Origin of the sequence: Geosporobacter ferrireducens (assembly GCF_001750685.1) — a bacterium.
Classification (GTDB): Bacteria; Bacillota; Clostridia; order Peptostreptococcales; family Thermotaleaceae; genus Geosporobacter; species Geosporobacter ferrireducens.
This window is the reverse complement of sequence record NZ_CP017269.1, coordinates 2,223,973-2,247,392: the sequence shown is the minus strand read 5'-3', so window position 1 is coordinate 2,247,392 and position 23,420 is coordinate 2,223,973. Positions and strand designations below refer to the sequence as shown.

Here is a 23,420-nt window from a genome sequence, read left to right as displayed (position 1 = left end):
AAAACCCGGCTGTCCTATTTTTTCCATGAATGTGGTATAATGTTGGAAGTTGAATAGGAATGATGCTTGTGTTATAGGGAGATTATGCAAATACTAATAAAATACTGAAAAGGAAAATAGCGGCTAACCGCTAACAGCATATTAGGAGGGATTCAGGATGGAGCGAATTACAAGACAACTTATGTCTGAGTTTCGATTAAAGGAATATCAGGTAACCAATACCGTCAGTCTGATTGACCAAGGGAATACCATCCCCTTTATCGCCAGATATCGAAAAGAACAGACTGGTGAAATGGATGATACGGTGCTGCGGGATTTCTATGATCGGTTAACCTATTTAAGAAATTTACATGCCCGTAAGGAAGAAGTGATCCGGCTCATCGAAGAACAGGGAAAACTAACAGGGGAGCTTCGGTCAAATATCGATAAGGCAGTGACGTTGACAGAAATAGAAGACATTTACCGTCCATACAGGCCCAAACGTCGGACCCGTTCCACAATTGCCAAGGAAAAAGGACTGGAACCTTTAGCGGAATTAATTTATGCCCAGGAATGCTGCACAAGCAGTATAGAAGCACTGGCATCACCTTATATTCATGCAGAAAAAGAAGTATATACCATTGAAGATGCACTGCAAGGCGCGATGGATATTATTGCAGAGATGATTTCGGATGATGCAGATTACAGGAAAAAAATCCGCAGGCTCACCTTTGAAAAAGGAACCCTTCAATCGACTGCAGTAAAAGAAACAGAGCAGTCGGTTTATGAAATGTACTATGATTATAAGGAACCCCTGAAAAAGATTCCGGATCATCGGGTTTTGGCAGTAAACAGGGGAGAGAAGGAGAAATTTCTCCGGGTAAAAATTAATGCTCCGGAGGAAGAGATTCTCTATCAATTAGAGAAAGAGGTTATCAAACCTAAAATCTCTATTACCACTGAATATGTTAAAAGAGCCATGGAGGATGGCTATAGGCGTCTCATTGCGCCCTCTATTGAACGGGAAATTCGAAATGACCTGACAGAGCGGGCTGAAGAAAAGGCAATCAAGGTTTTTGCAGCCAATTTAAAGAATCTGCTGCTGCAGCCGCCAATAAAAGGCAAAGTAGTTATGGGCTTTGACCCTGCATACCGTACAGGCTGTAAAATTGCTGTAGTAGATGATACAGGGAAGCTGTTGGCTACCACCACGGTATATCCCACCCAACCACAGAATGATGCAGCAGCAGCAAAAAAAGCGTTAAAGGAACTGGTAGAAAAGCACGGAGTGGATATGATCGCCATTGGTAATGGAACGGCTTCAAGAGAATCAGAACTTTTTGTAGCAGAGCTGATCAAAGAGTTGAACCGTCCTGTTTATTACATGATTGTCAATGAGGCAGGAGCATCTGTGTATTCTGCTTCAAAGCTGGCAGCGGAGGAATATCCGGAGATCAATGTATCTCTAAGGGGTGCGATCTCTATCGGGCGAAGACTTCAAGATCCTTTAGCGGAGTTGGTAAAGATTGATCCAAAGCATGTAGGGGTAGGTCAATATCAACATGATGTGAATCAAGGACGATTAGACGAAGCGCTAAAGGGTGTAGTAGAGGATGCAGTAAACAGCGTAGGGGTAGATTTGAACACAGCATCCCCTTCTTTGCTGCAGTACATCTCCGGCATCAGCAAGACTGTAGCGAATAACATCGTGAAATTCCGGGAGGAAAAGGGTAAATTTATCGATCGAAAACAGCTGACCAAAGTACCGCGGCTAGGCCCGGCAGCCTTTGTACAATGTGCGGGTTTCCTTCGTATTACAGAGGGCAGCAATGCATTGGACAACACCGCAGTACATCCTGAATCCTATGGGGTAACGGAAAAACTGCTGGGAAAGCTGGGATACACATTAGAGGACGTGCGAAAAAGGAAGCTGGCAGATCTCCAGCAAAAGATTGAAAAAATCCGGCTGGAAGACCTGGCAGAGGAGCTGGAGGTTGGACTGCCAACCCTGAAGGATATTCTGAAGGAAATTCAAAAACCCGGCAGAGACCCAAGGGAAGAGATGGAAAAGCCTGTATTCAGAACAGACGTGATGAAGATAGAGGATTTAAAGTTAGATATGGTACTGACCGGAACGGTGAGAAATGTTATTGATTTTGGGGCCTTTGTTGATATTGGTGTAAAGAATGATGGGCTGGTGCATATTTCTGAAATGAGTGATAAGTTTATCAAGAACCCAATGGAGGTCGTTGCTGTAGGAGATATTGTAAAAGTTCGAGTAATCAAAGTAGATGTAGACAGGGGCAAGGTATCTCTCAGTATGAAAAATATAAAAGAATGATGTTAAAGAGAGGAGCAAACCAGTGACAGTAAAATATATTCTATTCGATTTAGATGGTACACTGTTAGATACGAATGAATTAATCATTCAGTCTTTTCAGCATACTTATAAAGAACACCTGAAAAAGGATGTACCTAGAGAATTTATTATCCAAAGCTTTGGAGAAATTTTAAGAACTACACTAGAACGGGAATGCAAGGACTGCGTAGAGGAAGCCTTAACAACCTATCGTAGTTTTCAACAGGAGCGGTTTGAACGCTATATTACCCTTCACTTGGGCGTTCGAGAAGCACTGGAAAAGCTTTCTGCGCGAGGATATAGGCTGGGAGTTGTAACCTCCCGTCTGAATGACTCAGCTTTGAGGGGATTGAAATACTTTGGTATGGAGGATTTTTTTGACAGTATCATAGGGGCAGATGACACGGATAAACACAAACCCGATCCCACACCAGCAAGAATGGCATTAGAAGCCATGGGAGGCAATGCCCAGGAAGCAGTACTTGTGGGAGATAGTCCCTTTGATATTCAGTGTGCAAAGAATACGGGAATGCGATCCGTTGCAGTTAGCTGGAGTGCATTGCCCCGTGAGGTGTATATGCAGTACCATCCGGATTATGTGGTGGATACGATGGAAGAATTAGTAGAATTAATAGAAAGGTTGAATACATAGACGGATTAATAGGAGGAAAAAAAATGCAGCAATTGGATCAAAATAAAGTAAAAAAACTCATGGGTTATCGATGGACTGTGTGGGGCGTATTGGTGCTGTCTTATGTGATCGTTTTTTTCCACCGGCTGGCAGTTGGCGTGGTGAGAGAGGATTTGGTCAGAGCCTTTGATATATCAGGAACTACCTTTGCCCATCTAGGGTCAACTTACTTTTATGCGTATATGCTGATGCAAATCCCCTCAGGGATTTTGGCAGATTCTCTTGGGGCCAGAATGACAGTTACCGTGGGAACGCTTGTGGCAGGAATCGGATCTATCATTTTTGGATTTGCGCCTACGATTACGATTGCATTTTTAGGCAGACTGCTGGTAGGTCTGGGCGTTTCAGTGGTGTTTATTGCCATCCTCAAAGTACAATCCCAGTGGTTTAAAGAAAGTGAATTCGGCACAATGTCGGGGATCACTTCTTTTGTGGGAAATCTGGGCGGTATGTTTGCCCAAACTCCCTTAGCGCTTCTAGCCGCTGCCATTACATGGAGATACTCCTTTGCAGCTATTGGCGTGATTTCTTTAGGAATTGCCGTCCTTTCTTACATGATCGTTCGCAATGAACCAAAGGACATGGGACTGCCCAGTATTGCAGAGATTGAAGGCAAAGCGCCGGCTCAGGGTATTGGAAAACCTGATTTGATGAAGAGCTTAGGTACAGTTATTACAAACTGGAAAACTTGGCCCTCTTTTATCATGTTTACCGGATTTTTTGGTGCCTATGTATCCTTGACAGGAACCTGGGGGCGCTCCTATATGGTAGATGTCTATGGCTTATCAAAGGTAGCTGCTGCCAATTATATGACTGCTGCAGTATTAGGAATGGCTATTGGAAGCTTTGTGATCGGAAAGGTTTCGGACACCTTAAGAAGAAGAAAACTTCCTATGCTGGTCTTTGGAGCAATTTATGTGACCTGTTGGGCAATATTGGTCTTCCTAAGGGGAGGACAACCTCCGGCGGCTATGATGATGCCGCTTATGTTCGTGCTTGGTTTTACTTGCCCTACCTTCGTGCTGGGATGGGCCTGTGCAAAGGAGATCAATCCTCCACAGATTGCCGGGATATCCACATCCGTAGTAAATACCGGTGGATTTTTGGGGGCAGCCATTTTGCCTCCGGTGATGGGAAATGTTTTCGATCGTTTTGGGGGACAGCTGTTGCCGGTAGAATTATACCAGAAAGCTTTTCTATATTGCTTTATCGCTGCAGTTCTTGGATATTTAGCGACGTTCCTGGTACAGGAGACGTACTGTAGAAATATTTATAAGGGATAAATAGCTGACGATATAAATTCTTCCTTTGCACAGAGTGAAATGGGTATGATACAATAAAAATGGAAAAAATTATATAGACATACAGGTTTTAGTGAAAATGGACCATATACCATAAAAAAGATTTCATATAAGACGAAGAACAAAATAAGCTATAGGATAGATTGGAGGCAGGAATGATGTTATTTATTAAAAATGGATATGTACTGACAATGGAAGGAAAGGTCTACGAAAAGGCGAGCATTCTGATTCGTGATGGAAAAATTCAGGAAATAGGAGAAGAACTGGTAGCACCTTTAGACGCAGTTGTGATAGATGCTGCTGGAAAAATTATTACACCGGGCCTAATTGACGCCCACTGCCATCTAGGACTTTGGGAAGATGCTATTGGTTTTGAAGGGGCAGATGGCAATGAGATGACTGATCCTGTAACACCCCATATGCGGGCGATTGATGCGATCAACCCTATGGATAGAACCTTTGAAGAAGCCCGGCAGGGAGGAATTACTTCTGTAGCCACGGGACCAGGAAGCGGCAATGTAATTGGCGGCCAGTTTGCTGCTATAAAAACCTGGGGAAAGCGGATCGATGACATGATATTGCAAGAACCCTTAGCAATGAAATGCGCTTTTGGAGAGAATCCGAAACGGGTTTATCATGACCGCAAACAATCCCCCAGTACGCGAATGGGAACTGCAGCAATTCTTCGAGATGCACTCTATAAGGCAAAGGAATATTCAGAGAAGTTAGAAGCTGCTAAAGAAGACCCTTCAAAGAAACCGGGATTTGACATGAAAATGGAGGCATTACTGCCTGTGATTCGAAAAGAAATTCCTTTAAAGGCCCATGCCCATCGTGCGGATGATATCTTTACAGCGATCCGCATTGCTAAAGAACTGGGTGTAAATATTACTTTAGAGCATTGCACCGAGGGGCATCTGATTGTGGAGGACTTAAAGAAGGAAGGACTTTATGCGATTGTAGGCCCCAGTCTCAGCGAACGTTCAAAGTATGAACTAAAAAATCTTACTTTTGAAACCGCAGGAATTTTAAGTAAGGCAGGAGTGAAAATTGCCATTATGACTGATCATCCTGTTATTCCGCTGCAGTACCTGCCTATGTGTGCGGCATTGGCAGTAAAGGCAGGAATGGATGAAACGGAAGCCTTAAAAGCCATCACCATCCATGCTGCGGAGATTCTGGGAATCGATAGCCGTGTAGGCAGCATTAAAGAAGGGAAAGATGCAGATTTAGTCATCTGGGAGGGGCATCCCTTCGAACTGCAGTCTAAGGCAGCATATACGATTATTAATGGAGAAGTAGTACATCAGCAATAAAAAGGGGACATGGAAATGGATAGAATGCCAATGAGTGTGGTAGTTTTTGGATCCATCCCCGAGGCCATATTAATGGCCTGGGCAGGTTTTCTGCTGCTGGGGATTAAGCCACCGCTGAGGAAAATTCTAGTAGTAGGGGTTTTACAAGGAATCGCTTCCTACTTTATTCGAAGATATTTTGACTTTGGACCGCACATCGTGGCACATATGATTAGTTTTATACTGATCAGTTATATGATCATTCGCGCCAATCTGCCAACAACGGCGCTTGCCATTATCATGGCGTTTATCATTGTGATCATGATTGAGGGACCTTTGTTGATCTTTGGAAAAATTAATGTAGCCCACATGCTCTCAATGGAGTGGAAACGCCTACTGGTATTTTTGCCCCATGAGATTGTATTAGGTGCGATTATTTATTTCTGCATAAGAAAAGACATATCCCTGTTAAAGGAGTTTACTTTCCTAAAAAAAATTGTTGGATAGGGTTGCAAAAATAGTGCATATATTTTATAATGATGATGAGATTGGATTACATACAACTCAATAGAGGTAGTCTTCGGGGCAGGGTGAAATTCCCTACCGGCGGTATAGTCCGCGAGCGGCTGTGGATGCAGCTGTTGAACTGGTGAAATTCCAGTACCGACAGTATAGTCTGGATGAGAGAAGATGGACTGTTTGTTTGTTTATTTTATCATTTAAGCCTGAAGATCATTTTTCTTCAGGCTTTTTTAGTGAAGAAAATATGACAGTTCCATGAGATAATGAGGATTACCCGGTAAAACCATAACAAGGAGGAAGTGTCATGTCAAACAAAACAATTGCATTGGGGAATGATATTTTTGAAGGCAGACAGCTTGGATCGACAAAGACATTAACAAAGATTTCCATTCTTGCCGTTATCGCTTATTTAATCATGTTTTTAGAAATACCAGTAATGTTTTTTCCAGGGTTTTTAAAAATTGACTTAAGCGATATTCCTGCATTGATTGGTGCCTTCGCTATGGGCCCGGCAGCAGGTATTATGATTGAACTGGTAAAAAATATTTTGCATTTTATTACGAAAACTACAACCGGTGGAGTTGGAGAACTGGCGAATTTCCTCGTAGGTATTGCACTGATTATTCCAGCAGCCATAGCTTATAGACAATATCAAAGCAAAAAAGCAGCGGTTACCGGAATGATCATTGGAACCCTTGTGATGGGTATTATGGGTGGGATAGCGAATTATTATATTCTGTTGCCCTTCTATGCCAAGATTATGCCTATGGAGCAAATCATTGCATGGAGTGCCGCTGCCAATGGCGCCATTGTGGATATGAAGACCCTGATCCTTTATGCGATCATACCCTTTAATATTTTAAAAGGCATTGTGGTAGCTGTGATTACAAGTATGCTTTATAAAAAGCTTTCACCGATCTTAAAGTAAAAAGCATTGTCATCCCCTTGGCAGACGTTATTCTCCTGCCAGGGGGATTTTACATTTTTGCTCTGAATACCCTTTAGGCCTGTTTTCCTATCTTTTTCCTGGGTGGTAGGAAAAAATAAGGATTATGGTTTAATGTGTAGAATAGTAGGTATATATAAATAAAAGGAGGGGTAGTATGGCACAAGTGAAAGGCAACCCGAATTTAGCAACAATGATTGATGAGAACCGCAGAAAGTTAGAGGATATTATCAGCAGACACAACAGCATAGATCATGCTGAAATTCTGCTCGTAAGCCAACAGCTGGATGAATTGATTACCCTATTCTATAGAGAAAAAAAGGAATTAGAAAGTAAGGTCTAAGGATTAGGCAGCAGTTGCTTTTCTAAATTTTAAATTCGACTGAATAAGACATAGCCTTTGGGGTATATGTTGAAATATAGAAAGCAAAGGAGGCGAAAAAATGGATAATAATAAATTGTTTAAAACTATGACGGGTTTAACCTTTTTATTTGGTGTATTATCTGCACTTTTTTACCGCCATAATTTTGGAGGATTTGCATTTTTCATCTTTTTTATTGCTTTGGTTTCAGAAATATTTTTACTGGTTGGAAGTCTTTATGAGGACTAAAACAGGCATACATAACTATAAAAAGAGGCTCTTTTCCGATTGTTTGGAAGGATGCCTTATTTTTTTGCTTTCTCCTGACCCTTGCACCCTATTTTGAGACAATATATAATAAATATGAAATATTGGAGAAAATAACCTGTATAGTGAATCTGAATTGAGGTGTAAGTGTGATTAAATTAACCAGTCATGATCCGAAAGAAACGGATCAAATAGGGTACAAGCTGGGTACCCTGTTGCAGAAAGGAGATGTAGTCTGCTTAACAGGAGATCTGGGAGCAGGGAAAACCACCATGACACAGGCTATTGCCAGAGGGTTGGGGGTAAAAGAAGATGTTACAAGTCCTACCTTTGCACTAATCCATGAATATAACGGCAGAATGCCTGTATATCACTTTGATGTTTATCGTATTCGTAATATAGAGGAGTTGGAAGATTTGGGCTATGAAGAATATTTTTACGGACAAGGGGTCTGCATCATAGAGTGGGCCTCGCAGATACGGGAAGTGATACCAAAGGAACATTTGTGGATTCATATCCAACAGGGAGCGGAGTGCGATAGCCGGGAAATACGGATAGAAGGGACCTCTGCCCGGTTTGATTCTATCATGGAGGAGTTGAGTAACCTATGTTGATCTTGGCTTTGGATACTTCGTCGATCGTGGCCTCCGTGGCATTGATGGATGAGGAAAAGTTGATCGGAGAGTATATCATTAATCATGAGAAAACCCATTCTCAAAAACTAATGCCCCTTATAGAGGCTTTGCTCACAGACTGTGAACATAAACTGGAAGAAGTAGATGTGATTGCTGTGGCAGAAGGACCGGGTTCCTTTACGGGATTGAGAATCGGTGTTGCTACTGCCAAGGGATTAGCCCATGGACTGGATAAACCGGTAGTAGGGATCTCAACCTTAGATGGTCTCGCTTTTAATATGCCTTACTGCGAGGGATTGATCTGCCCTATTTTAGATGCCAGAAGAAATCAAGTATATACTGCAGTCTATAAATGGGAGGATGGTATGCTGAACAGGATTTTCGAGCCGGTGGCGGTATCTATCGAAGCGCTTACAGAGCAGTTAAAACAGAGACCGGAAAAAGTCGTATTTTTAGGGGATGGCGTAAAGGCCAATGAAGGATTTTTAAGAGAACATCTAGGCAACAGGGTTTTATTGGCTACCCAATCAGCAGTAATGCAGCGGGCGTCCTCCATTGCAGAACTGGCACTTCAAAAAGCTAAAGATGGAAAGCTGGACAGCTTCTATGGCTTAATCCCTGAGTACCTGCGCAAATCGGAAGCAGAACGTCAGTATGAGGAAAAAATGAAAAGGTGTGATCAAAGTGGGGGAGCTAACGATTCGATACATGAATAAAGAGGATATCTCACAGGTATTGGAGATTGAAAAACAGTGCTTTTCAGTGCCCTGGACCAAAGAAGCCTTCGTGATGGAGGTTGAGAAAAACAAATTCGCCAGATATATTGTTGCTGAGCTGGATGAAATCATCGTAGGTTATGGAGGCATGTGGATGATTATAGATGAAGCCCATGTGACAAATATCGGTGTCCGGCCAGACTTTCGGGGAAGAGGCTTTGGCGATGTAATCGTCAAGGCAATGATTGCTGCGGCAGAAAAAGAAGGCATTTACAACATGACCCTAGAGGTGAGGGCATCGAACCGTGTTGCCCGGAATCTTTATGAAAAGTATGGTTTTAAGGCCTGCGGCATTCGACCGAAGTATTATCAGGATAATAATGAAGATGCTGTAATCATGTGGAAGCAGAGAAATTAGTAAAAAGCGGGCTATATAAGTTGCAATAAAGCGATTACAACTCTGTGTGAGGAACCGTCCCCATGGCGTAGCGGATGTAGTCCGCTTTTTTTTTATTTATTACAAATTTATTAAATTTTTCCAATTCGACAAAAAACGCCATAGATTTTGCATAATTTGTGTTAATAGATATATAGAGCAATATTTTACTTGTATGTTGAAAAGCTCTAGAGGGATTGGAAAGGAGTAAGAGAATGAAAAAGATAAAGAAAAAGACATGGTTTGTGATCATCGCTGTCGTTATTGTTATTGCCATTGCAGGGACTATGGGTGTGAAAGCCAGCCAGGGCAAGCAGGATAAAGGAATAGCTGTGCGAACGGCGGCTGTGGAAAAGCAGGATATTGAAGCCAGAATTCTTACCAGCGGGGAAGTTTTAACTATAGAGAAGAGAGATCTATTACCGGAAACTACTGGAAAGATTAAAGAAATACTGGTGAAAAAGGGAGATATCGTTAAAAAAGGTCAGGTTCTAGCGGTTATGGATGAGAAAGATTTGAATTACCAGATTCAGCAGGCCACGATCAGGCTGCAGATTGAAAAGGAGGAGCTTGAGAAGCTGAGAAAAGATGATCGTGTGGCCCTTGAGGTTGCCCTTAGCAATGCGAAGATAGAGTATCAGGATGCAAAAGACGCATATGAACGAAAAAAAGAACTGTATGAAGCCGATGTTGTCAGCAAGACGGAATTGGATACAGAAAAAAGCAACATGGATCAAAAATACAACGGCTATATATTGGCAGAGAGCAGATTACAGCAATCGATGACCGGTAAGGAAATTAGTGTAAAGGAAAAACAAATCCAGCTCTCACAGATCGGATGGGAGAAACTCGTACAGGATCTGGAAAAATGTAAGATTAAGAGCCCTATTGATGGAACCATCATAGACTCGACGGTATCAGAAGGCGAGATGACTTCTGAAAACACACCGATCATGAAAATTCAAGATACCAATCGTCTGGAAATTCTGGTTAATATTAGCGAGTATGATATTGGAAGAATCCAGCTGGGACAAAACGCAAAAATTACGGGGGATGCCTTTGAAGGAAAAGAATATGCAGGAACAGTAAAATACATAGGACCTACAGCCCTCTCCATTACCGCCGGACAAGGAAAAGAAACGGTGGTAGAGGTCAAGATTGAGGTTACAGACAAGGATACAGAGATGAAGCCAGGCTTTACAGCCAATGTAGATATCCTTACGGAAAGCAAAAAAGGGGTTCTAGTGCTTCCCTATGAGGCCCTGTTCACGAAGAAAAGCGGAGAAACCGTAGTATTTGTTGTTCAGGATGGAAAGGCTAAAGAGAAAACTGTTCTACTAGGAACGCAAAGTGATCTGGTGGTAGAAGTAATCAGCAGTGACCTTCATGAGGGAGACCCGGTGATCTTAAACCCCAGTGAGACATTGAAGGACAATGATCCTGTCCAAGAAAACAAGGTGATGTAGCCATGATAAAAATTGAGCAATTGAATAAGGTTTATAAAACAGGAAGCGTTGAAGTGGAAGCGCTGAAAGCCGTTAATATAGAAATAGTAAAGGAAGAATTTGTAGCGATTATGGGTCCGTCGGGATCTGGAAAGTCTACCTTTATGAATATTTTAGGGTGTCTTGATCGGCCTACGGTAGGAAAGTACCTGTTAGATGAAGTACAGATCGAGAGCCTGAATGATGTGCAGCTGGCAAATATAAGAAATAGGAAGATTGGATTTGTTTTTCAATCCTTTAATCTGCTGGCACGCAGCAGTGCACTGAAAAATGTCGAGCTTCCCATGATGTATGCCGGAGTGCCGGCGAAGGAACGGCGGCAGCGGGCTTTAGAGGCTTTGGGAAGGGTAGGTCTGGAAGAGCGGGTACATCATAAGCCTAATGAATTATCCGGTGGGCAAAAGCAACGGGTGGCAATCGCAAGAGCATTGGTAAATCGTCCGGCGATTATTTTAGCAGATGAGCCTACAGGAAACCTGGATACAAAATCCGGTGATGAAATCATGGAGATATTCCGACAGCTTAATGAAGAAGGGGCTACAATTATTTTGGTAACCCATGAGCCCGAAATTGCCAGTCGGGCAAAGCGCATGGTTACCTTTCGGGATGGAGAGATTTTGGAGGATATTGCAACGGGGCAGTGCAGTACAATATTGAAAACTGAATTGGAAGCAGCTGGAGAAGTGAGGGGATAGAGATGAATTTTTTCGAAAGTATAAAGGTTGCTGCCCATGCGATCTGGGCCAACAAAATGCGGTCGCTGTTGACCATGCTGGGCATTATTATTGGTATCTCCTCTGTCATTACAGTAGTTACCCTGGGTCAGGGAAGCCGAGCCATGATTGGCGAAGAATTTGAACAGTTTGGTGTAAACCGGGTCTATCTATCCACCAACTGGCGCGAAAATCCCACTGCCAGGGATTATATGACCTATGAGGATTTAGAAGCGATTAAGCGGGTTTTCGGAGATAAGATTCTGGGATTATCATCACAATTTCAGGATAGTGCTAAAATTCTATCCCGAAAGGATACCATCAATATTTATTTAACCGGTGTCAATGAAACCTATAATAAGATTGAAAAGATTGATTTGATAGACGGCAGGTTTCTGCAGGAGGGAGATGTCAAGGGTAAAAGAGAAGTGGCTGTGATTGATGAAGATACGGCACTCCAGGTCTTCGGGAGAAGCAATGTTTTAGGAGAAAAAATATTGGTAAAGACCGGTTACCGGAATATATCCTTAGTAATCATTGGCATTTATAGAACGCCGAAATCGGCTTTCAGTAATATGTCAGGCTATGAACAGCCTAAAAATGCATATCTTCCTGTATCGACCATAGAAAAAATGTATGGCGAGGGCAATCGTGTATATGGTGTTGAGATGAATATTGCCCAGGGGGAAGATGTCCAAGAAGTCTCCGAAAGCATTGTTAAGTTTATAGAGCGCCGGCATGGAAATGAAGGGGAGGAAAAATACAGAACGTATACGGCAGAAGGAGAAATGGAATCTGTAAATAAGGTGACCGGTATCATAACTCTGGTAATTAGTGCCATTGCTGCCATCTCCCTTGTGGTTGGAGGGATCGGCGTGATGAACATTATGCTGGTTTCGGTCACAGAGCGGACCCGGGAGATTGGGATCCGAATGGCTATTGGTGCCTGCAGAAAAGATATTCTGCTGCAGTTCCTGGTAGAAGCGATCATTATATCGGGAATCGGCGGCATCATTGGAACGCTGCTGGGCGTATCCTTTTCATTTTTGGCTTCAATCTTTATCAAGATACCGCCTACAGTATCGCTAAATACCATTGCCGTTGCCTGGCTATTTTCAGCAGGCGTAGGAATCTTTTTCGGCATTTATCCTGCCAATAAGGCATCGAAGCTGGATCCGATTGAAGCCTTAAGATACGAGTAAAAAAACAAAGAGCATGGGTTAATCGATAATAACCCATGTTTTCCTTTTATATTATTATATAAAAATTTATTATAAATTTTATTTAGAGACTCAAACAAAAATGCTTTTCTTTCGTAAATATAAATGTAAAGAAAAACGAGGTGGTATGGTTGGCATTGACAGATCAAGAACTGATTGAAAAAATCTTGAAAGGTGAGGGAGAACTGTTTGAGGAACTGATCCGCAGATATAAGAATGGGGTGTATTCCCTGTGCCTGCGCATGCTGGGAAATACTGAGGATGCAAAAGATATGGCGCAAGAAACCTTCATAAAATGTTATCATGCTTTAGGAAAATACAGTAGAGAGTATAAGTTTTCTACCTGGCTTTTCAAAATTGCCACCAACCTCTGCATTGACGAACACAGGAAAAGAAAAGCCAAGCTAATGCCGCTGGATGAGCAATTGTATATGCCCTATGATACGGTTAGTGCGGAAACGATGTATTTTCACCAGACCAACAGACAGGAGATCGAGAGGGCCATCGGAGAATTATCCCAAGAGTATAGAATTTTGATTCTTTTATATCATAAGGAAGGCTTATCCTATCAGCAGATTTGTGACATGCTGCAGCTGCCTATGTCAAAGGTGAAGAATAGGCTCCATCGCGCACGACATATGCTGAAAGACCGATTGAAGGAAATCAAGGAGGAGGAATCCATATGGACTGCAAAAGAACTGCAAATTTAATGATGAAATACTTTGATCACACAATCGGAGACTTGGAAGAGAAAGAAATGACACTGCATATGAAAGGATGTAATTGCTGTAGACTGGAATTTCAATGGATGAAGGAGGCAATCTGCTCCGTTGAAACCATGGAAGAGATAGAGGCGCCGGAAGAATTTGAAGGCGCAGTAATGGGGAAAATCTCCATAAACTACTATAATCCTTCACAAATAAAAAGTAATTTCTCTAATTACATGGCTTTTATCATTGCAATAGCAGCAGTATTTTTCTGTGGTGCATTGTATCTTTATTATGGAACAGTAGATTTTAAAGAAGCTCATGACCTAATACGGTTTGTTTTTACATTAATGGATTTTCAAAATATTTTCCAGAATCTCGTAGCCCTAATCAGTAAAAACACGATCAAGATGTTGATTTTAGGCATTCGCTGGCTAAATGACATTGCAGCTGTTTTGATGAATATGAGAATAAACATATATCTTTTGATCGTAGGAAGCTTGTGTGGTATTTTTGCTGGGATACAGCACTGGCTGGTGAGTCTGACTTATGGAACCGGGTATGGAGGAGGCAAAATCTATGAAAAATAAATGGCAAAGGATATTTCTATGTGCAGTCTGTATAACGATGTTTTTTGGAACCTGTGTAGTGGCAGCAGGAACAAACCATATGTCAGATCTGGTAGGATTTTTTCAGGATATTGATGTCCCCAGGGATATGACGGTCTATGGCAGTGCCATAGCTATTTTTGGAGATGTACAAATGCAGGGAGCAGTCAATGGCGATGTAGTGGCAATTTTCGGGAGTGTAGAAATTGATGGACCCGTGCGCGGCAATGTAGTAGCGGTTTTCGGAGACTTGCATTTAACACAAAAGGCAGCAGTGAACGGAGATGCGGTACATATCCTGGGCGGTAAAATGACAGAGGAACCCGGAGTGATTGTAAATGGACAGAAAATCAATTTAGCTGGGTTTGGATTCAATGGACTTCCCGGTGTGGGCATATTGCTGGTGATCTTTATTCTGATCACACTGGCGAAGATCATGATTGATTATTTGATTTCAATTATTGCAGTATTGGTTTTCCCCGAACGTTTTGACAAGATGGCAACCGCAGTTTTTGACAATACAGGAAGGAAATTGCTAATCGGCATTTTGGCAATTCTAGGATTTTATATCCTATCAGCAGTGCTGATCATGGTGATTATCGGGATTCCTTTCATGCTGCTGCTGATGCCGGCAATGGCGCTGCTCTCCTTTACAGGGAATACAGCTGTGAAGCTGGCTATCGGTAAAAAAGTTGGTTCAGGACGCGAAAAGCCTTGGTCTCAAATGATGGAGCTTTTTATAGGAACCGTGCTCTATGCTTTAGTGGAGATCACATTGGTAGGGAAAACCATAACCTTTCTGGCTAAAGCTGCAGGGATAGGGGCAGTGATAGATAGCAGGGCGGGAAATGGAAACCCATATGCACAAGGGCCTATAGGATTTATCACTAAAGAACAGAATGAAGAAAAGTATATAGGAGAATCTAAGGAATAGATGGTTTGATTGACTTCAAAAAGGATGGAGGCTGGAGGAATGAAAAAAATAATGGGGATAATATGGTGTGTGCTTCTGATTGGGTTTAGCAGTTTACCCGCAGCGGCAGTACAGGATACCCCGCGAAATATCATTATTGGTCAGGAGGAAAGCATTCAAGGAGACTATTTTGGAGCTGGAGACACGATCATTAATAGTGGAAAAGTCAATGGAGACATCTATGCAGCGGGCAGTGAATTTGAAAATGGCGGAGAGGTAACAGGAGATATTATTTTAGCTGCCATGAACAGTAAAATCGGTGGGAAAATTAATGGAAATCTTAGGCTTGCGTCCAATAGAACTGAGCTTACAGGAGAAATTGGAAAAAACATAACGGCTTTGACAGAAAGTTTATTGTTAGCGGAGGAGGGCGCTGTAGACGGAAATATTAATGTATTTGCATCCAGGGTAATCTTAAATGGCATCGTAGGCGGGGATGTAAGGGCTGCTTCCCGACGGTTGGAAATCAATGGAGAAATAAAAGGCGATGTGACGGCATCTGCTGAAGAACTATATTTTGGACCGAATGGAAAAATCCAGGGAAACCTTACCTATACGAGCGAACAGGAAATCAGCATACCTGAAGGAGCTGTAACAGGCCATGTAGAATACCGGCTGCCGGAGCCAAGGAGAAATAGAAGCCAGAGTATGGAAAATCTGCAAAAAGGATGGAAATATCTCCACCTTATTCGTAAAGGGGTTGGCATGCTGGCCTATCTATTGATTGGGTTTTTATCCGTATACCTTTTCGATAAATTTATGAAAAACAGTGCAATCACCATGGAAGAAAAGCCGTGGCACAGCGTGGGAATCGGACTGACAGCACTGATTGTTATCCCTATCGCAGCTGTGCTAATGATGTTTACTGTGATTGGTATTCCACTGGGAATCCTTTCACTCATTCTCTATGGAATACTGCTTTATTTGGCTAGGCTGCCTGTAGGACTATGGATTGGCAGAAAGATCCTTAAAAACGAAGAAAAATCCCTGCTGCCAATGCTGCTGGGTTTAGTAATTCTGCTTTTAATTTCTTATATTCCGTATATTGGCAGATTTATATCTTTTGCAGTACTGTTATTTGGGATCGGAACCTATCTGATCAACATTCAGCGTATCTTAAAAAAAGATAAACCCATTGAAGAATTATAGCAGAAGCCAAAGGAAGAATTTTTCCTTTGGCTTTTGTATAGTTCATTAAAGTTTACGGATACTATTAATAAACTTTAAAGGGAGGGATAGGATGGCCAGTAAAGAGCAGCTTCATGCAATTGCTTCGCGCTGCAGTAAGTTTCGCAATATTTATCAGGAAGGTCTTCAAAGTGCAACATTACCATCCCAAGTAAACTGCGAAAATTGCGGACATTTTACAGAAGACCATAAATGTGAACTGGATCTAATTGACGAGATTTTGGTGAATATGGATCAAACATAAAAAGCAGCTTCGCTGCTTTTTATGTTTGATCCTTTTTTTGCTCCTCATCATCCTGTATGGATTCTTCTGCAATCAGAATATTGGTGAAATCCGTTTGGTCTACTTCTACTAACATGGCATCGGAAAGAATATTTCTATCGCTTAGTCGCTGCATAAAGCCTTCATGATCAGGAATCTTTTCTTCCTTTTCTTTGCTGTCCTGTGGATGATCAGCCATTGATCCAGTCTCCTTTATACCATAGAATTTCCGTATACGGATACTTATAGTATTTCACCAGAGAACAAATATCATTATAGAAACTGCATATTAGAATGATAAATCTAATATATATCTGTTATAAACGGGACGACACAAGGCCATCCCCTACATTAGTGCTTCTTTTGCAGGGGATGGCCTTGTGTCTGCCCGCTATATTGTGTAGAAAATTTTGCTATTTGTCCTTCCATTGGATATAATATACAGAGATATACACAAAAGAAGGTGATCATATGCGTAAAACAATTCAATCGAAAAACGGACGAGATGTCCTAACCCTCGCTATAGAGACCAGCTGTGATGAGACTTCTGCTGCAGTTGTCAAAAATGGCAGAGAGGTTTTATCGAATGTCATTTCTTCTCAAATCGATTTACACAAAAAATTTGGTGGAGTGGTACCGGAGGTAGCTTCCCGAAAACACGTAGAAAATGTAAATATTGTAATTCAAGAGGCCCTGGATACAGCCAATGTAGAGCTAAAAGAAATTGATCAGATCGGCGTAACTTATGGCCCGGGATTGGTTGGGGCTTTACTGGTAGGCGTCTCTGCAGCAAAGGCTATGGCCTATGCATTAAAAATACCTTTGATTGGTGTAAACCATATTGAAGGCCATATTTGTGCCAATTATATTGAGGACAAGACATTGGTACCTCCATTTTTATGTTTAATTGTTTCAGGAGGGCATTCCCATCTTGTTTTTGTAGAGGATTATGGTATTTATGAAGTATTGGGAAAAACGAGAGATGATGCAGTGGGAGAAGCTTTTGACAAGGTAGCGCGAGCCATGGGATTGGGTTATCCGGGAGGGCCGTTGATTGATGCACTAGCCCAAAAGGGAGACACGAAAGCCATAAAATTTCCAAGGGTATACTTGGAGGCAGATAGTTTTGATTTTAGCTTTAGCGGTATTAAATCAGCAGTACTCAATTATCTCAATGGAGAAAAGCAAAAAGGCAATCCTATTGTTGTAGAAAATGTAGCAGCAGGATTTCAGCAGGCTGTTATAGAAGTCCTTGTCTATAAAACCATTGAAGCTGCCAAACGGAAAAAAACAGACACTATCGTATTGGCCGGTGGTGTAGCGGCGAACAGCGGATTGAGAAGAATGTTAACGGAGGAAGGGAAAAAGCAGGGTTTAAAGGTTAAATATCCTTCTCTGACCCTTTGTACGGATAATGCAGCCATGATAGGATGTGCTGCCTACTATGATTACCTTGCAGGACATGCAGCGGATCTGTATCTAAATGCTGTGCCAAACCTAAAGCTGGGAGAGAAATATGTAAGGTATTCCCAAGAATAACAGACATTACAGCTAGGAAGAAAAAATACCTCCATGGTATAATGAATCTACAAGATATCAATAGGAGGTAGTACATATGCTGCATTGGTTAAAGGAAGTAGACGAAAATATTAGCAGGGAAGAACTGGAGACAAGAGTAAAGGACTTATACGAATTAGTAGAATTGCTGCTGAAGAAAAACAAACAAAATGATGAAATCATCCATGCTATGTATTCAGAGCTGGAAGCTTTGAAAAGTAGAATAAATATCGCATAATCGCACAAAAATCTCTTATGTTAATCATAAGAGGTTTCTTTTTTGTGTAAAGTTATTCAGAAAGAAATGTGGATAAGATTGTGGATAATGTGAGTAAAGTTTCAGATAGAGTGTATAGGTACATTTCTATGTGGATAACGTTGTGGATTCTGTGGAAAAAGTGTGGATAAAGATATGCAGATTTCCACTGGTATTATATATATGCCCATGTTATGTAAAATATAACAACAAAAATAAAAAAATAAACATCTGTTATGCCATAGCGGAGTCATGGGGACGGTTCGTCTGGCACAGATGTTTTTTATGTGCCAGACGAACCGTCCCCGTGGCGTAGCGGATGTATAAAAATAAAAATGTAGTTTGGAATTCCAAACTACATTTTTTCCTCTACATATCTGACAATATCACCGATGTTTTTAAAAGCTTCTGCATCTTCATCGGGAATTTCTACATCAAATTCATCTTCGATTCCCATAATAATTTCCACAGCATCCAGCGAATCTGCTTCTAAGTCTTTCATGAGAGAAGAGTCCATTGTGATCTCTACGTCATCGTCTAAACCTAATTGATCGATAATAATTTGTTTTATCTTTTCAAATACCATTATGTATATACCTCCCTTAAATATTCATCATAACCACTTAGTGGTCTCCAACGTGTTTATTTTACCACAGTTCCTAAAAAAATACTATAGTGAAAAACCATAGAAAAAATTTTCCTGCAGATATGCCAATAGATGGAAAATCATGATTTTGAATAATGGAATAGCTTCTAATATCTTTCTTAAGTTTAACACAGAAGTATTCTTCTATTCATCTATTTTCGATCTTTTTTTTTCGACGTAATCTGATATGGTCATTGCTACATCTCGAGCCATTTTTACGGCTTCAACCACATTTTTGGCACCCGTCACCACATCCCCCGAAGCGAAGACACCCTCTCTTGTAGTCATTCCAGTGATATCCGTAATCAGTAGACCGCGATCATTAATTTCGATCCCCTCTGTTGTAGATACAATATTTTTACGAGGTCCTTGGCTGGCTGCGATGATTACAGAATCAGCAGGCAGTATGAATTCTGAATCCGGAATTATTTCTAGAAGGCCCTCCTCTGTGAGCTGGTTTTTCACACAACGAATCCCATCATCCAGAATTTCAACAGGGGAAGTAAAAAATTGAAACTTTACTCCGTCGATTCGGGCCAATTCCACTTCAGTATCTCTTGCAGGCATGCTTTCACGATCTCTGCGGTATAGGATCTGTACATCCCGTGCGCCGCTTCGGAGCGCAGTTCGGGCTACATCCATAGCAGAGTTGCCGCCGCCGATGACGCATACCCGATTGCCCAGCTGATAGGCTTGAGGGCTGCGAAGATAGTCAATAGCATAATGGACATGTCCTAAACTTTCGCCTTTGATACGAAGGACATTGGGGCGCCATACACCGGTACCAATAAATACTGCATCGTAGCCATCGTCAAAAAGGGTATCGATGGTGATTACTGGACCGATTAAGGTATTTGGCCTGATTTTTACACCTAGGCCCACTAGCCGGGCAGCAATTTGATCGAGGATGGATTTGGAGAGTCTAAACTCAGGAATTCCATAACGCAGAAAACCGCCAATTCGATCCTGTGCTTCAAAAAGTGTGATTTTATACCCCTTTGAAACCAAGTAAAAAGCAGCTGTTAATCCTGCAGGTCCGGAGCCGATGACAGCAATTCGACCTTTGTTTAGCTGTATTTCCTCTGGAGAGGTTCTGTTGAGAAAATAGCTGGAGATATAGTTCTCAATGGAGCTAATGCGGACAGGATCTTCTTTAATGCCGCGGATACAGTTGCCTTCACATTGATTTTCATGAGGGCAAACCATAGAGCAGATGATAGAAAGAGGATTGTTTTCAAATATTTTCTTACCTGCTTCTTCGATACTCCCTTCTAAGAAATCATGAATAAAACCGGGAATATCCGTGGCAATGGGGCAAGCATTGCGACATTTGGGAGATTTGCATTGATAACAGCGCCTAGCCTCTTTGATGATGTCATGAGACATGAAGAACTCCTCCTTTCCTGCTGCTTTTTGTTAAACACAATTGTATAGTATTCTGTTGAGATTTTCAAGAATTATGCATGGTCTTTTGGAAATGTTCTATTATTCAATGTATTCTTCCCACTGGACATACAGCGCTTCCAGTTGTTCCTTTAGGGTGCTGGATTCTTCATGGATCTGTTTGCTAAGCTGAGGATTCGCATAGACTTCCTCCAGGCACATTTGCTGTTCCAGATCGCTGATTTTTTCTTCCAGTAGGGTAATCTGTTCTTCGATACTTTCTCTTGCTTTTTTTATCTTACGTTCTTCCTGTTGTTTTTCTTTTTCTTTTCTGCGTTCATCCTTGAGCTGGGTTTTTGTTTTTTGTATAACCGTCTCTGGATCTACGGATTCCAACAGCTCTTTTTTCTTTTCTTGATAGTATTTATAATTTCCAAGATACGATTGGACGCCATTGTTAGAAAGCTCTAGTATTTTAGTGGTTACGCGGTTTAAGAAATACCGGTCATGGGAAATAAGCAACAAGGTACCGTCATAATGGAGCAATGCCTCTTCTAAGACTTCCTTAGAAGCAATGTCCAGATGGTTGGTCGGTTCATCCATCAATAGAAAATTGGCTTTGGAAAGCATCAATTTCAACAAGGCTACACGACTTTTTTCCCCACCGCTCAAGGAAGAAACTTCCTTCTGTACATCATCACCGCTAAAGAGAAAGGATCCTAGCAGGGTGCGTACTTCGGTTTGGTTGAAGTGTATATTTTCCTTCCATATTTCATCTAAAACCGTCGCGCTATGATCCAGGTCCGACTGCTCTTGATCATAGTAGCCTAAAATTACGTTATGCCCTAAACGAATTAGGCCTGTATTGTAGGGAATCCGCCCTAAAAGGATTTTAAAAAGTGTGGACTTGCCAATGCCATTCGGGCCAATCAGTCCCACCCGCTCGCCCTTGTAAATATCAAAGGAAACATTTTGAAAAAGAAGAGCATCTTCAAAGCTTTTAGATAGATTGTCGACCTGCAGTACATCTTCTCCACTGCTGATTCTTGTTTCAAAACGAATTTTTGCCTTTTTATACAGCAGCAAGGGTTTGTCTATTCTTTCCACATGGGATAATCTTTTTTCACGGCTTTGAGCCCGCTTTGCAAGCTTTTCTGTTCCATGCTGTTTAAACCGGCGAATGATTTCTTCTTGTTTTTCAATTTCTTTTTGCTGCTCTACATATTCCTTGAGCTGCTGTTCATAGATTTGAAGCTTTTTTTCACTATAATAGGAATAGTTGCCATGATAAACGGTGAGAGATTTATTCTCTAATTCATAGATTTTATCCACTACTTCATCAATAAAATACCGGTCGTGGGAAATTAAGAGGACAGTTCCTGCATAGGTGCGCAAGTAAGCCTCTAACCATTCCACGGCTTCAATATCTAAGTGGTTGGTAGGCTCGTCCAATAGTAGAAGATTGGGTTTTGTCAAAAGAAGCTTTGCCAAATTTACCCGTGTTTTTTGACCGCCGCTCAGTTGAAAAATAGGCTGTTCAAATTCTTCTTCAGAAAAACCCAAACCTTTTAGAACACCGCGAATTTCACTGCGGTAGCCATACCCGTTTTTTTGTTGAAATTCTTCTGACAGGCGGGCATAAATATCCATTAATTGGTTTAAACTGTTATTATTGGGAAGTTGACTTTGCTGTGCAATTTGATGTTCCAGCTGGCGGAGTTCTGCTTCCATCTCAATCAGATTGCGAAATACTTCAAGAGCCTCTTGAAAAATTGTATGCTGAGGGTCCAAGGGCGCACTTTGTTCTAAATGACCTACCGTAAGGGTTTTAGACATGAAGAATTCACCCTGGTCATAGCCGTACTGTCCTGTGAGAATACGAAACAAGGTAGTTTTTCCGGCGCCGTTGACGCCAATCAGTCCGATCTTCTCACCGGCATTGATAGAAAAAGATATATTTTCGAGAATTGTATCGATACCAAAGGATTTGGTTAAATTGTTACAGGATAAGACAATCATGGGAGCCTCCTTCTATAATAACTGTGCTCTTTTATTGTAACAGAAAAAATTGAGGATGAAAATGGACTGAACCCATGGCATAATATAATGAGAGGCAATAGGTATAAAAATGGCCTATGGACCGCTAAATTGACACTCTTGTATCAAAATGATATAATCGTGTCGATAACTATAATAAAGGTAATAGGAGAAGAGGGCAATGGATAAGGATAATATGAAAATATCTATGGCTGTAATTAGAAGACTGCCAAAATACCACCGCTATTTAAAAGATTTATTAGAAAAGGATATTAAGCGAATTTCTTCAAAAGAACTTAGCAAGATTATGGGATTAACTGCATCTCAGATCCGACAAGACCTAAATAATTTCGGAGGCTTTGGACAACAAGGCTACGGATATAATGTAGAAGCCCTTTTTGAAGAGATTGAAGGCATATTAGGTTTAGATAAACACTACAATACCATTATTGTAGGGGCAGGCAATCTCGGTCAGGCGATTGCTAATTACACAAATTTTGAGAAAGCAGGATTTTTACCAAAGGGAATGTTTGATATTAATCCTAAATTAATCGGATTAAAAATACGGGATATTCAAATTCTGGATGCAGACCATATGGAAGAATATATAAAAGCTAATGGCATTACCATCGGTATCATTTGTACCCCAAAGGAACAGGCCCAGAGTGTCGCTGATCGGTTAGTAAAATGTAACATTCAGGGGATATGGAATTTCGCACCTGTAGATTTAAATGTTCCGGAGCATGTGATTCTCGAAAATGTACACTTGAGCGAGAGCTTATTTACATTGTCCTATTTGCTGAATCATCGGGACGAATAGTTTATTGGTGGTGTGTACAGAAAATCAAACAGTGTG

Annotated in this window: 26 protein-coding genes and 1 riboswitch; of the genes, 22 read left to right on the top strand and 4 right to left on the bottom strand. The window is 41.3% G+C overall.

Annotated features, from left to right (window positions below):
• Positions 1–157: 157 nt before the first annotated feature.
• The 19 genes from Gferi_RS10655 to Gferi_RS10570 all read left to right on the top strand — a co-directional run bounded on the left by Gferi_RS10655 (position 158) and on the right by Gferi_RS10570 (position 16,667).
• On the top strand, positions 158–2,320 hold the full coding sequence (locus Gferi_RS10655) for a Tex family protein (protein WP_069976272.1): 2,163 nt from the start codon (positions 158–160) through the stop codon (positions 2,318–2,320).
• Positions 2,321–2,342: 22 nt separating this feature from the next.
• A complete protein-coding gene (gene ppaX, locus Gferi_RS10650) occupies positions 2,343–2,990 on the top strand; it encodes a pyrophosphatase PpaX (protein WP_069976270.1) in 648 nt (215 codons plus the stop codon).
• Positions 2,991–3,013: 23 nt separating this feature from the next.
• The gene (locus Gferi_RS10645) at positions 3,014–4,312 is read left to right on the top strand and encodes an MFS transporter (RefSeq protein ID WP_069976268.1); all 1,299 of its coding nucleotides are present in this window, start codon (positions 3,014–3,016) and stop codon (positions 4,310–4,312) included.
• 173 nt (positions 4,313–4,485) lie between these two features.
• On the top strand, positions 4,486–5,646 hold the full coding sequence (locus Gferi_RS10640; RefSeq protein WP_330389657.1) for an amidohydrolase: 1,161 nt from the start codon (positions 4,486–4,488) through the stop codon (positions 5,644–5,646).
• A gap of 15 nt (positions 5,647–5,661) precedes the next feature.
• Entirely contained in the window at positions 5,662–6,132 is a 471-nt protein-coding gene (locus Gferi_RS10635) for a hypothetical protein (RefSeq protein WP_069976264.1), read from the top strand.
• Between the two features lie 65 nt (positions 6,133–6,197).
• Positions 6,198–6,321, top strand: a riboswitch (FMN riboswitch).
• A gap of 130 nt (positions 6,322–6,451) precedes the next feature.
• Complete coding sequence (locus Gferi_RS10630) at positions 6,452–7,075, top strand: ECF transporter S component (RefSeq protein WP_069976262.1); 624 nt, start codon at positions 6,452–6,454, stop codon at positions 7,073–7,075.
• A gap of 175 nt (positions 7,076–7,250) precedes the next feature.
• Positions 7,251–7,436, top strand: a complete 186-nt coding sequence (locus Gferi_RS10625; RefSeq protein WP_069976261.1) for an aspartyl-phosphate phosphatase Spo0E family protein — start codon at positions 7,251–7,253, stop codon at positions 7,434–7,436.
• 100 nt (positions 7,437–7,536) lie between these two features.
• Complete coding sequence (locus Gferi_RS28105; protein ID WP_156782373.1) at positions 7,537–7,704, top strand: hypothetical protein; 168 nt, start codon at positions 7,537–7,539, stop codon at positions 7,702–7,704.
• 167 nt (positions 7,705–7,871) lie between these two features.
• Positions 7,872–8,336 carry a tRNA (adenosine(37)-N6)-threonylcarbamoyltransferase complex ATPase subunit type 1 TsaE gene (tsaE, locus tag Gferi_RS10620; RefSeq protein WP_069976259.1) on the top strand — a complete coding sequence of 155 codons (465 nt, stop codon included), beginning with the start codon at positions 7,872–7,874 and terminating at the stop codon, positions 8,334–8,336.
• Complete coding sequence (gene tsaB, locus Gferi_RS10615; RefSeq protein WP_069976257.1) at positions 8,330–9,073, top strand: tRNA (adenosine(37)-N6)-threonylcarbamoyltransferase complex dimerization subunit type 1 TsaB; 744 nt, start codon at positions 8,330–8,332, stop codon at positions 9,071–9,073. The genes tsaE and tsaB overlap by 7 nt, the downstream gene beginning before the upstream one ends.
• Positions 9,042–9,491: a ribosomal protein S18-alanine N-acetyltransferase gene (rimI, locus tag Gferi_RS10610; RefSeq protein ID WP_236932723.1), complete on the top strand. Its 450-nt coding sequence runs from the start codon at positions 9,042–9,044 to the stop codon at positions 9,489–9,491. The genes tsaB and rimI overlap by 32 nt, the downstream gene beginning before the upstream one ends.
• A 233-nt stretch (positions 9,492–9,724) precedes the next feature.
• Positions 9,725–10,975, top strand: coding sequence for an efflux RND transporter periplasmic adaptor subunit (locus tag Gferi_RS10605; protein ID WP_069976253.1), 1,251 nt, complete (start codon positions 9,725–9,727; stop codon positions 10,973–10,975).
• 2 nt (positions 10,976–10,977) lie between these two features.
• The gene (locus tag Gferi_RS10600) at positions 10,978–11,709 is read left to right on the top strand and encodes an ABC transporter ATP-binding protein (protein WP_083273491.1); all 732 of its coding nucleotides are present in this window, start codon (positions 10,978–10,980) and stop codon (positions 11,707–11,709) included.
• Positions 11,710–11,711: 2 nt separating this feature from the next.
• Positions 11,712–12,929: an ABC transporter permease gene (locus Gferi_RS10595; RefSeq protein ID WP_069976251.1), complete on the top strand. Its 1,218-nt coding sequence runs from the start codon at positions 11,712–11,714 to the stop codon at positions 12,927–12,929.
• A gap of 149 nt (positions 12,930–13,078) precedes the next feature.
• Positions 13,079–13,657: an RNA polymerase sigma factor gene (locus Gferi_RS10590; RefSeq protein WP_069976249.1), complete on the top strand. Its 579-nt coding sequence runs from the start codon at positions 13,079–13,081 to the stop codon at positions 13,655–13,657.
• On the top strand, positions 13,630–14,244 hold the full coding sequence (locus tag Gferi_RS10585; protein ID WP_069976248.1) for a hypothetical protein: 615 nt from the start codon (positions 13,630–13,632) through the stop codon (positions 14,242–14,244). Before Gferi_RS10590 ends, Gferi_RS10585 begins: the two co-directional genes overlap by 28 nt.
• Positions 14,234–15,196 carry a bactofilin family protein gene (locus tag Gferi_RS10580; protein ID WP_069976246.1) on the top strand — a complete coding sequence of 321 codons (963 nt, stop codon included), beginning with the start codon at positions 14,234–14,236 and terminating at the stop codon, positions 15,194–15,196. Before Gferi_RS10585 ends, Gferi_RS10580 begins: the two co-directional genes overlap by 11 nt.
• A 39-nt stretch (positions 15,197–15,235) precedes the next feature.
• On the top strand, positions 15,236–16,384 hold the full coding sequence (locus Gferi_RS10575) for a polymer-forming cytoskeletal protein (protein WP_069976244.1): 1,149 nt from the start codon (positions 15,236–15,238) through the stop codon (positions 16,382–16,384).
• Positions 16,385–16,475: 91 nt separating this feature from the next.
• Positions 16,476–16,667, top strand: coding sequence for a hypothetical protein (locus Gferi_RS10570; protein ID WP_069976242.1), 192 nt, complete (start codon positions 16,476–16,478; stop codon positions 16,665–16,667).
• 19 nt (positions 16,668–16,686) lie between these two features.
• On the opposite strand, the gene Gferi_RS10565 is transcribed toward Gferi_RS10570, so the two are convergent.
• Complete coding sequence (locus Gferi_RS10565; protein WP_069976240.1) at positions 16,687–16,884, bottom strand: hypothetical protein; 198 nt, start codon at positions 16,882–16,884, stop codon at positions 16,687–16,689.
• Between the two features lie 272 nt (positions 16,885–17,156).
• Here Gferi_RS10565 and tsaD point away from each other — a divergent pair, with 272 nt between their 5' ends.
• Both tsaD and Gferi_RS10555 read left to right on the top strand, forming a co-directional pair.
• Complete coding sequence (gene tsaD / locus Gferi_RS10560) at positions 17,157–18,224, top strand: tRNA (adenosine(37)-N6)-threonylcarbamoyltransferase complex transferase subunit TsaD (protein WP_069976239.1); 1,068 nt, start codon at positions 17,157–17,159, stop codon at positions 18,222–18,224.
• Between the two features lie 76 nt (positions 18,225–18,300).
• The gene (locus Gferi_RS10555) at positions 18,301–18,480 is read left to right on the top strand and encodes a hypothetical protein (RefSeq protein ID WP_069976237.1); all 180 of its coding nucleotides are present in this window, start codon (positions 18,301–18,303) and stop codon (positions 18,478–18,480) included.
• A gap of 373 nt (positions 18,481–18,853) precedes the next feature.
• Here the strand turns inward: Gferi_RS10555 and acpP are convergent, their stop codons facing one another.
• The 3 genes from acpP to Gferi_RS10540 form a co-directional block, all read right to left on the bottom strand.
• Positions 18,854–19,084 (bottom strand): acyl carrier protein, encoded by a 231-nt coding sequence (acpP, locus tag Gferi_RS10550; protein ID WP_069976235.1) that lies wholly within the window; start codon positions 19,082–19,084, stop codon positions 18,854–18,856.
• Positions 19,085–19,288: 204 nt separating this feature from the next.
• Entirely contained in the window at positions 19,289–20,530 is a 1,242-nt protein-coding gene (locus Gferi_RS10545) for an NAD(P)-dependent oxidoreductase (protein WP_069976233.1), read from the bottom strand.
• Between the two features lie 99 nt (positions 20,531–20,629).
• Positions 20,630–22,546: an ABC-F family ATP-binding cassette domain-containing protein gene (locus Gferi_RS10540; protein ID WP_069976232.1), complete on the bottom strand. Its 1,917-nt coding sequence runs from the start codon at positions 22,544–22,546 to the stop codon at positions 20,630–20,632.
• A 199-nt stretch (positions 22,547–22,745) separates the two neighbouring features.
• Here Gferi_RS10540 and Gferi_RS10535 point away from each other — a divergent pair, with 199 nt between their 5' ends.
• Entirely contained in the window at positions 22,746–23,384 is a 639-nt protein-coding gene (locus Gferi_RS10535; protein WP_069976230.1) for a redox-sensing transcriptional repressor Rex, read from the top strand.
• The last annotated feature ends 36 nt before the right edge of the window (positions 23,385–23,420 follow it).